This is a genomic window from Enterocloster alcoholdehydrogenati, assembly GCF_013282095.1.
Classification (GTDB): domain Bacteria; phylum Bacillota; class Clostridia; order Lachnospirales; family Lachnospiraceae; genus Enterocloster; species Enterocloster alcoholdehydrogenati.
In genome coordinates this window covers 505757-514500 of record NZ_BLTJ01000001.1, presented here as the reverse complement: position 1 = coordinate 514500, position 8744 = coordinate 505757, and the positions used below count along the sequence as shown (strand labels likewise).

9 protein-coding genes and 1 pseudogene are annotated in these 8744 nt (G+C 49.5%); 6 read left to right on the top strand and 4 right to left on the bottom strand.

Annotated elements, in window-relative coordinates:
* A pseudogene (locus tag HW447_RS02445) lies at window positions 1–245 on the top strand (CHAP domain-containing protein); the annotation flags it as partial.
* 96 nt (window positions 246–341) lie between these two features.
* Window positions 342–1016: a Rha family transcriptional regulator gene (locus tag HW447_RS02440; RefSeq protein WP_176253714.1), complete on the top strand. Its 675-nt coding sequence runs from the start codon at window positions 342–344 to the stop codon at window positions 1014–1016.
* 569 nt (window positions 1017–1585) lie between these two features.
* Here the strand turns inward: HW447_RS02440 and HW447_RS02435 are convergent.
* The 3 genes from HW447_RS02435 to abc-f all read right to left on the bottom strand — a co-directional run bounded on the left by HW447_RS02435 (window position 1586) and on the right by abc-f (window position 3712).
* Window positions 1586–1735 carry an AE-binding protein gene (locus tag HW447_RS02435; protein ID WP_176253713.1) on the bottom strand — a complete coding sequence of 50 codons (150 nt, stop codon included), beginning with the start codon at window positions 1733–1735 and terminating at the stop codon, window positions 1586–1588.
* A 132-nt stretch (window positions 1736–1867) separates the two neighbouring features.
* A complete protein-coding gene (locus HW447_RS02430; protein ID WP_176253712.1) occupies window positions 1868–2158 on the bottom strand; it encodes a hypothetical protein in 291 nt (96 codons plus the stop codon).
* An 87-nt stretch (window positions 2159–2245) separates the two neighbouring features.
* Window positions 2246–3712 carry a ribosomal protection-like ABC-F family protein gene (gene abc-f, locus HW447_RS02425; protein WP_176253711.1) on the bottom strand — a complete coding sequence of 489 codons (1467 nt, stop codon included), beginning with the start codon at window positions 3710–3712 and terminating at the stop codon, window positions 2246–2248.
* A 470-nt stretch (window positions 3713–4182) separates the two neighbouring features.
* Here abc-f and HW447_RS02420 point away from each other — a divergent pair, with 470 nt between their 5' ends.
* From HW447_RS02420 to HW447_RS18160, 4 genes are read left to right on the top strand one after another with little or no spacing between them, the layout of a single operon-like run.
* Window positions 4183–4464: a hypothetical protein gene (locus tag HW447_RS02420; RefSeq protein ID WP_176253710.1), complete on the top strand. Its 282-nt coding sequence runs from the start codon at window positions 4183–4185 to the stop codon at window positions 4462–4464.
* 55 nt (window positions 4465–4519) lie between these two features.
* Complete coding sequence (locus tag HW447_RS02415; protein ID WP_176253709.1) at window positions 4520–5029, top strand: NUDIX hydrolase; 510 nt, start codon at window positions 4520–4522, stop codon at window positions 5027–5029.
* A 47-nt stretch (window positions 5030–5076) separates the two neighbouring features.
* Window positions 5077–6612 (top strand): Y-family DNA polymerase, encoded by a 1536-nt coding sequence (locus HW447_RS02410; RefSeq protein WP_176253708.1) that lies wholly within the window; start codon window positions 5077–5079, stop codon window positions 6610–6612.
* Entirely contained in the window at window positions 6609–7154 is a 546-nt protein-coding gene (locus HW447_RS18160) for a hypothetical protein (RefSeq protein WP_308464076.1), read from the top strand. Before HW447_RS02410 ends, HW447_RS18160 begins: the two co-directional genes overlap by 4 nt.
* Here HW447_RS18160 and citG read toward each other — a convergent pair.
* On the bottom strand, window positions 7149–8543 hold the full coding sequence (gene citG, locus HW447_RS02400) for a triphosphoribosyl-dephospho-CoA synthase CitG (RefSeq protein ID WP_176253707.1): 1395 nt from the start codon (window positions 8541–8543) through the stop codon (window positions 7149–7151). The genes HW447_RS18160 and citG overlap by 6 nt on opposite strands.
* Window positions 8544–8744: the final 201 nt, after the last annotated feature.

The window sequence follows — 8744 nt, the reverse complement described above, 5'->3', positions numbered from 1 at the left end:
TATTAGGCTGGCACCATGACAGTAACGGATGGTGGTACGCAGACACGCCCCACACCTATTATAAGTCCTGCTGGCAGGTGATTAACCATCACAAGTATTATTTTAACCAGGATGGCTACGCATTGACGGACTGGCATCAGATCGATGGGAAGTGGTATTATTTTGAGCCGGCGGCAGGCCACCCATTGGAATGTGCCTTGTATGTAACTGACGCCAGCGGGGTACAGGGGCCGGGTGAGTTTTAAACCGGATCAAACAAGTGAATATGGAATGTTCAGCCTTGGGATGTTTCCCAGGGCTTTTATTGTACGAAAAATAAACACATAGGAGGGATGGAATTTATGTTAGTAGAAATTACACAGAGAAACAACGAAGAGGTTTTAACTGCCAGCAGCAGGCAGGTAGCAGATAAATTCGAGAAGGAGCACAGGCACGTACTGGAATCCATTGATAAAATGAAAGAACAGTTGAGTACAGCCGAATTTTCGGCTCTATTCATGGAAGGTAAATATGTGGCGTCTAATGGGAAGAAGAACAAAGAGTATCTCATGACCCGTGACGGGTTCTCACTCCTGGTGATGGGGTTCACCGGAGAAAAGGTGTTGCGCTGGAAACTGGACTACATTAAGGCCTTCAATGAAATGGAGAAGGAGTTGAAACGCCTGTATTCAGAGAGACAGAAGTGGGAGATTGAGAGGCAGAAGGGGATCCTGGTGCGTCACATACTGGCCGATACCATAAAAATGAAAGTGACTGACAGTCCTCATAAGAAATTCATGTATCCCAATTACACCAAGCTTATCTACAAGACCATCTTCGGAAAGACCATGAAGGAACTACAGGAGCAGTATGGGGTGAAGGGGAAGGAGAGTATTCGGGAATATGTGACGGCGGACGAACTAAAACAAATTGAATCTATGGAAATGCTGGTGAGTAGCCTTATAAGCTGCGGTTGGGGATATGACCAGATCAAGGGATTCATCCAGGAGAACTCGGTGAAGATGCTGGCGGGTTAAGGTACTGTGGGAGCTTCCGCCACAGAAGGAAGAATGTATTGTTATCCTTTGAATCCAGATGTCGATTTATTCTGTTAGACTGACGCCCAGTCAGGACGGGGCGCTGCGGTGGCCGGGGCTGCGGAATAAAATAGGGCTGTTAAAGGCAATAGGCAATGGGGTGTTTGTTTAAAATTTGTTTATTTTTCGGAGAAAACATTGAAAAATAGAAGATTTACAGCTTTTATCGAAGAGGCAGCTAAGGAAGGCAAGTTCTAATAAAAAACTTTGGATTTACAAGAAAAATTAAGATTCCTAATACAAGGAGGGGTCGCTTTTAGGCGATCCCTTTTGTGTTGCCTGAACGGCATAAAAACTGTTATGTCTACCATTTGCCTGTCAAAATTGTTAACGGCAGGCAGAAAATGATTCAATCTGCTCTAAAATATCAGCGGTGTCCTTTTCCATATATCAGCAATCTTGGCTACGCACATCCCATTTTATCATACGCCAAAAGGGGATGTGCGTAGTTTATTGCTCTGTACAGGGGCAGGCGTTTGACGCGCTGGATGAGAAAACGGAGAATTACTCTATTCCCCTCCGGGGCCGTCACGGCGTTCACGGGTGGATTCTGGCAGCGGATCTACAGGCGTAATGACCTGGCTTCCGTTGCGGTAAGGCTCATAGTCCACCTCAGGGATATCCCCGTCTCCGTACAGATCCTGGTTGTTTTTGTACATTACGATCACCTCCACAGATAGTATGGAAGGATAGAGGTGGATTTATAGTGGAAAAATATTCCGGGGGCATCAGGCCCCCGGAATACAGATTTATCATATCACCTGCTGCGCAGTGTCATCAGAGAATTTAGTTCAGATACACTCTGCCAGCAGCGGAAGAATGGAATCCAGCTTTGCCTTTAACACGCCTTCAAGCTCTGTGATCTGTTCCAGTGTAGCCTGAACAGAGGTATTGATGGCGATCAGCACTTCGTAGTCACTGGAGGCGGAAATGACCTTGTTGATTTTTGCGCATTCTGCGTTCAAAATACAGGCCAGAGCGTCCTCCTCGTGGGCGATGGAAGATGCAATATTTAAAAGGATAGGGCAGGGGCAGGTGGGCGGGCAATGGGTAGGGCAGGTCAGGGTATTTGTCTCATTCATAGTCGTTATCTCCTTTCATCTCGTCTCATCGAGATACTATAATATATGGACAAGATGAAAATGTGTGACAGCCTGGCCCTGTGATGGCTATAGCTTCATCACTCCGGTGGCGATCTTCTCTCGAAAGGCCCTATCATGCTCCACAAAGATCATGGTGGGAGAAAATTCCTGGATCAGCTGTTCGATCTGCATTCTGGAATAAATATCGATAAAGTTCAGCGGCTCATCCCATACATACAGATGGGCCTGTTCACAGAGGCTTTTTGCGAGGAGTACCTTCTTTTTCTGGCCGCCTGAAAAATCCTGTATATCCTTTGTAAACTGCACACGTTCAAAATCCATTTTCCGCAGGATAGCTTTAAATAGGCTTTCGTCGATCCTGTACTGTGCGGCAAAATCAGACAGAGTGCCTTTTAAATAGGAGGTATCCTGGGAAACATAGGAGATCACAAGGCCAGATGCTACGGAAAGTGTTCCATTATGGCTTAAAGATTTTCCCGCAATCAGTTTCAAAAGACTGCTTTTGCCGCTGCCGTTTTTACCGTCCAGCGCCAGGCGGTCGCCCTGACGGATGGAAAAGGAAAGAGGGCCGCAAATGGTTCGTTCCTCATACTGAATGGAGACATTGGAACATGATACAAGGGTCTGGCTGTGAAAATGCAAAGGAATGAGCCGTAGGCTTTGGGCGGTTTCTGTATTTTTTAAAAGACTGGCTGCTTCTTCAATGGCCTTCTTTTGTCTGGATTCAATGGATTTTGCCCTCTGCATCATTTTGGCTGATTTGTGGCCTACATATCCCCGGTCAGCACATCCGCTTCCGATTTTGGAGGCTTCGATCCGGTCCGACCACCCTGATGTCTGGGCAGCAGCCTGCTTTAAGCGCCGGATGTCCTTTTTGAGCCGCTCATTCTGGGCCATCTCGCAAGTCTGCTGACGCGTGAAGTTGGTCATCCAGGATGAGAAATTGCCGCTTTGAACCTGGATGCCGGCCCGATTAAGGGACAGAATATGATCCACACAGCCATCTAAAAAGCGTCGGTCATGGGAGACCAGGATAAAGCCCTTTTTCTTCTTTAAATAGGCGGCTACCATTTCCCTGGCCTCGGCATCTAAGTGGTTGGTGGGTTCGTCGATCAGAAGAAAATGGCCCTGGTTAAGAAAGAGAGCCGCCAGCAGGGCTTTCGTCTGTTCCCCATTTGAAAGCGTGTGAAAGGGACGCCAAAGTATTTCGCAGTCTGTCTTAAGGCTGGACAGTTCCCGGATCAATTCCCACTCCTGGGCTATAGGACAGATTTCCGCAAGAAGTTCTACAGTCATTTTTGAAGGATCAGAAACAGGATAGGGAAAATAATCAAAGGGCACACAGGACAGGATCTTTCCGCTGTATTCGTATCGGCCCATGAGCAGATTCAAAAATGTAGTTTTCCCCCTTCCGTTTCTTCCTACAAAACCCAGTTTCCAGTCGGTGTCAATCTGGAAACTTACATCTTCAAAAATGGGATCAAAACTGGAAGGGTAGGAGAAGGTTAAATGCTCCGCTTTTATCAATGACATAAATGTACACCTCCGGTGAAAATATAAAGTAAGAGCCGCAGGAAAGCGGAATCCTGCGGCTCATCATAAATACACCTTTGGAAGGCGGCATACACCTGGAAAACAGGCATGAACGATATATGGCGAGCGGATAAGGTACGACTTTCTTGCAGCAGGCGCAGATATACCGTTAAAATGTCCGGTACTGCGCAGGATATCCATGTTATCTGCAAGCGTCTATTCTCATCCTTTCACCCCTTTTGCCAAATATAGTGTATTAAGTATACCGCACATCTTACCAATAAGCAACCACAAAAATACAATGATTTACAATCGTCTTAAAACGTGTTATATTTCAGATACATTCCATCTGTTCTGGCTGTGCACTACTTATGTATCAGGAGAATGATTTTCAGGGATTTTCTGCGCAGGATTCCAGGGATTAAAACGTTAATTTCCTGAGGACGATAAACCCAAGAGGGGGTTTTCGGATGAAATGGCTGATGCGGCTGACTGCCAGTGTGATCATAAGCCTGATGGGCGGTATCCCTCTGCTGCGGAGAACCGGAACTTTTCCTGTACTGCTCCTTTGCAGGGGAAGCGCCTTTCTGTTTATCCCGTTTTTCCATCTGATGAGAACCGGAAGCTGCCTGGGACTCTCAGGGAGATATTCACAGCAGGCGGCACCCTGTATCTGGCTCTTACTGGGGCAGTCGCTGTCCTTGCGGTGGCAGAAAGCGGCAGGGAGGATTGCAGAACGCATCCGCGGGTAAAATATAAGTGGATTTGCTGTAAGGGCAGATCATAAAAGAAAAGGAGAGACAGGATATGGCAAGATCCAGATTGACAACACTGTGCTATATCGAGCGTGAGGGGGAGTGGCTGATGCTGCACCGCGTCAGCAAGAAGCATGATGTAAATAAGGATAAGTGGATTGGCATTGGAGGCCATTTTGAGGAAAATGAGAGCCCGGAGGAGTGCCTTTTGCGCGAGGCAAAGGAGGAGACGGGGCTGACGCTCACCTCCTGGCGTTTCCGCGGGTTTGTGACCTTTCGTACCAGCGGCGGCCCGGTGGAAGATATGGAATATATGTGTCTGTATACAGCGGATGGTTTTAAGGGAGAAGTGACAGACTGCAATGAGGGCCGGCTGGAGTGGGTAAAAAAGGAAGATGTGCTGAATCTGAACCTCTGGGAGGGGGATAAGATATTTTTTCGCCTCTTAAATGAGGATGCTCCGTTCTTTTCTTTGAAACTCACGTACAATGGGGATCAGCTTACCGAGGCGGTTTTAGATGGAAAGGAACTGACGCTGGAACAAAAGCACCCGGAGGGCTGACGGTCCGAAAACGTACAGCTTTAAAACCAGGAGGAGGTTGAAACAAAATGACGCTGCCGGAAAAGGAACGAGTTTATATTGCCATTGACCTTAAATCCTTCTATGCATCTGTGGAGTGTGTGGAACGGGGACTGGATCCTCTGCGGACCAATCTGGTGGTGGCGGATTTAAGCAGGACAGAAAAGACCATCTGTCTGGCTGTGTCGCCTTCTTTAAAGGCCTATGGGATTCCCGGGCGCGCCAGGCTGTTTGAGGTAGTGCAGAAGGTGCGCGAAGTGAACAGCCGACGAAAAAGTATGGCTCCGGGCCGGACATTCACCGGACAGTCCTGGGATGACGATGCTTTAAAAGCAGACCCGTCCCTGGCGCTTTCTTATGTGACAGCTCCGCCCCGTATGGCGGAATATATGAAATGGAGCACCCGGATCTATAACATCTATTTAAAATACGTTGCGCCGGAGGATATCCATGTCTATTCTATTGACGAGGTATTTATGGATGTAACCCAGTATCTGGAAATTTATAAGGTTGCGCCGTCTCAGCTGGCGGGGAGGATTATCCGGGATGTGCTGAGTCAGACGGGGATCACGGCGGCAGCAGGGATCGCGCCGAACCTGTATCTGTGCAAGGTGGCTCTGGACATTGTGGCAAAACACGTTCCTGCGGATCAGGATGGGGTGCGGATTGCCTGGCTGGATGAGATGTCCTACCGCAGGCTGTTGTGGGATCACACGCCCATCACGGATTTCTGGCGGGTGGGGAAAGGCTATGCCAGAAGGCTGGAGGAATATGGCCTTTTTACCATGGGGGATGTGGCAAGGTGCTCGGTAGGAAAACCGGGGGAGTATTACAGCGAGGAACTGCTGTACCGTCTGTTTGGGATTAACGCACAGCTTCTGATCGACCATGCCTGGGGCTGGGAGCCCTGTACGATTGAAGAGATCAAGGCCTATAAGCCTCGGACAAACAGCCTTTGTTCCGGCCAGGTGCTGCGCTGCCCTTCCTCCTGGGATCAGGCCAGGCTGGCGGTAAAGGAGATGGCAGATCAGCTGGCACTTGATCTGGTGGAAAAGGGGATGGTGACGGATCAGCTGGTGATCACAGTGGGATATGATCGGGAAAATCTGACCGATCCGGCCCGGAGCAGAGCCTATTGCGGCGAGGTGGCGGCAGACCGCTATGGACGGAAAATTCCCAAAAACGGCCATGGAACATGGAATCTGGATCAGCCCACCTCATCGGCCAGAAAGCTGAGAGAGGCAGCCGTGACCCTGTTTGACCGGATCACGGATCCGAAGCTTCTGGTCCGCAGGCTCTATGTGACGGCAGGACGGGCAGTGGCGGAAGGGCAGAAAAGAAAAGAAGAGGTATATGAGCAGCTGGATCTTTTTACTGATTACGCAGCCCTTGAAGAGGAGAGAAAGAAAGAGCAGGAAACCCTTGCAAGAGAACGGAAAATGCAGCAGGCAATGCTTGACATCCGAAAGAAGTTTGGGAAAAATGCTATTTTAAAGGGCATGAATCTGGAAGAAGGTGCCACGGCCAGAGAGCGCAACGGTCAGATTGGGGGACATAAGGCATGAGTGAAAAAATCAACCGTGCCCATATAGAAAACATGGAAGAATGGGAACGGCAGGTACGAAAGAGCATGGAGGCGGGGGAAGAATGGAGGCTGGACGGAGAAAAGAGGGGGGATCTCCAAAGACGGCCTGTCCATACCTATGATGATATCATAAATCTCCCCCATCATGTGTCAGAAAGCCATCCTCCCATGTCTTATCATGACCGGGCCGCCCAGTTTTCACCCTTTGCAGCCTTAAGCGGCTTTGAAGGGGCAGTGAAAGAGACGGCCCGTCTCACAGAACAGAAGCTTGAACTGGATGAGGGTGAAAAAATGCTTCTGGATGAAAAGCTGCAGCTGATCCGCCTCCTGCTTCCTGAGCGCCCGTTTATCACTGTTACCTGGTTTGTACCGGATGAAAGAAAAAAGGGAGGCTCCTACCAGACTGTATCAGGGAGGGTGAAGAAGCTGGATTGGGTTCAGGGATGTCTGGTGTTTGAGGATGGCAAAAGGGTCAAAACAGAGGATATCCTGTGGGTGGAGGCGGGAGGGGGAGTGCTATAGCTCCCTCTCATACAGCCACACAAAATACGTCAGAGCCAGCAGATCGGCGCTGCCTCCGGGACTGATATTTCTGCGGATCCATTCCCTGTCTAAAGCTGCGGCAAATGCGGTCAGTTTTTCAGACGTCCACTCCGTCTCCTCCGACAGAGCTTTTTTCAGAAAACTCTGAAGCTGCTTCATTTCCTCATAAGAGGAGCGGCTGACGATGTTGGTGTCTTCCGATTCTGCAATGATGTGGAGCAGGGTCAGAATCCCGGCATCATTGATGGAAAGGCCTCTGGCGATGGCCCCGTCCAGTATGGGAAGGGCTAAAGAAAGCACCGTCTGATAGCCGGACAGGGCCTCGCCTCTGGCTCCTTTTATGCCATACTTTGCATAGAGCCGTTCACCGTGGGTACGGGCATTATTCACAGTGACTCCCTTAAAATCTTCCAGTACGTCCGCTACCAGGAGACGGTTGACCTTTAAAAGTTCTGAGTGGGCAAAAGAGATGCCGTTGGCATACATATACCCAAGAGAGCAGTTCATCACCGCCAGGGCAAAGATCAGGCCTTTATGGGTATTAACACCATTGGTGGCAGCGAACATAGCCTCCTCGGCCTGAATTCCCAGGGAGCGGAGCCTTGAAAAGATGCGGGAAAATGGCTCATGGCTGTTTTCCATGCCGCAGAGGGCGAATTTCTCAAAATAATGGTTCAGGGAAACGGCACTTGCTTCAAAGGTAAAAATGTCCATATCCCTATGGGAGCCGGTGTTGCTGCGGTCTACCAGTCCTGGCTTTGGGGTGGCGCTGACCTCATAAAGCAGCGCCTGCATGGAGAGAGAGGCCAGCCGGCGGGCCTTTTTACAGGCAAAGTATTCCCACATGAGAGAACAGGACTTTTCCAGCAGCTCTCTAAGCGTATGGGCTCTGGAACGGCTGCACACAAATGCGTCCTGGCTGCACAGCAGGCATTTGCGCCCGTCAAACCCCAGATCCGTCCGGGAAATCTTGGAGCCGTCGGGACGGATCACGTCAATATCAAAGAGGCGTCCAAAGGAAAGACTCTCCTCCAAAAGGCACAGGATTTCCTTAAGAACAAGTACATCGGCGTCTGCCGCCCAGAACTGTTCATTTCCTGTATGGGCCCTTATGGAACGGCGCTTCAGGACGGGGATTTTAAAGGCGCGCAGCTGACTGTCGATCAGTGCTGTCCCCTCCTCAAAGGTCATTTCCGCAAGAGGGAATACCTTCACCGGGCCGGGGATATTTAAGGTAAAGGAGATCACGGGACAGGAAAACGTGCCGATCAGTTCCTGCTGAAGGGCCTGACGGCGTTCCCTGGCAGCCAACATATCAGGAAGAGCCGCCTGGGGGCCGGTGATCAGAGTATCGATATCAGGGATCATATGTATGATGTACCTCCATTATCCGCCGCTGAAGAAAGAAACCGGCGGTTTTTTATGCAAAGCCCAGCCGGATAAGCTCCGGCTCTGCCCCCTTTATTTTACCACAGGTTGGGATATTTTCACAGAAGAGATAAAGAAAGTTTAAATGGTTATAACAATGGGCTTACAGCATGGGATTTCTGTGATATAATGGCTCTGACT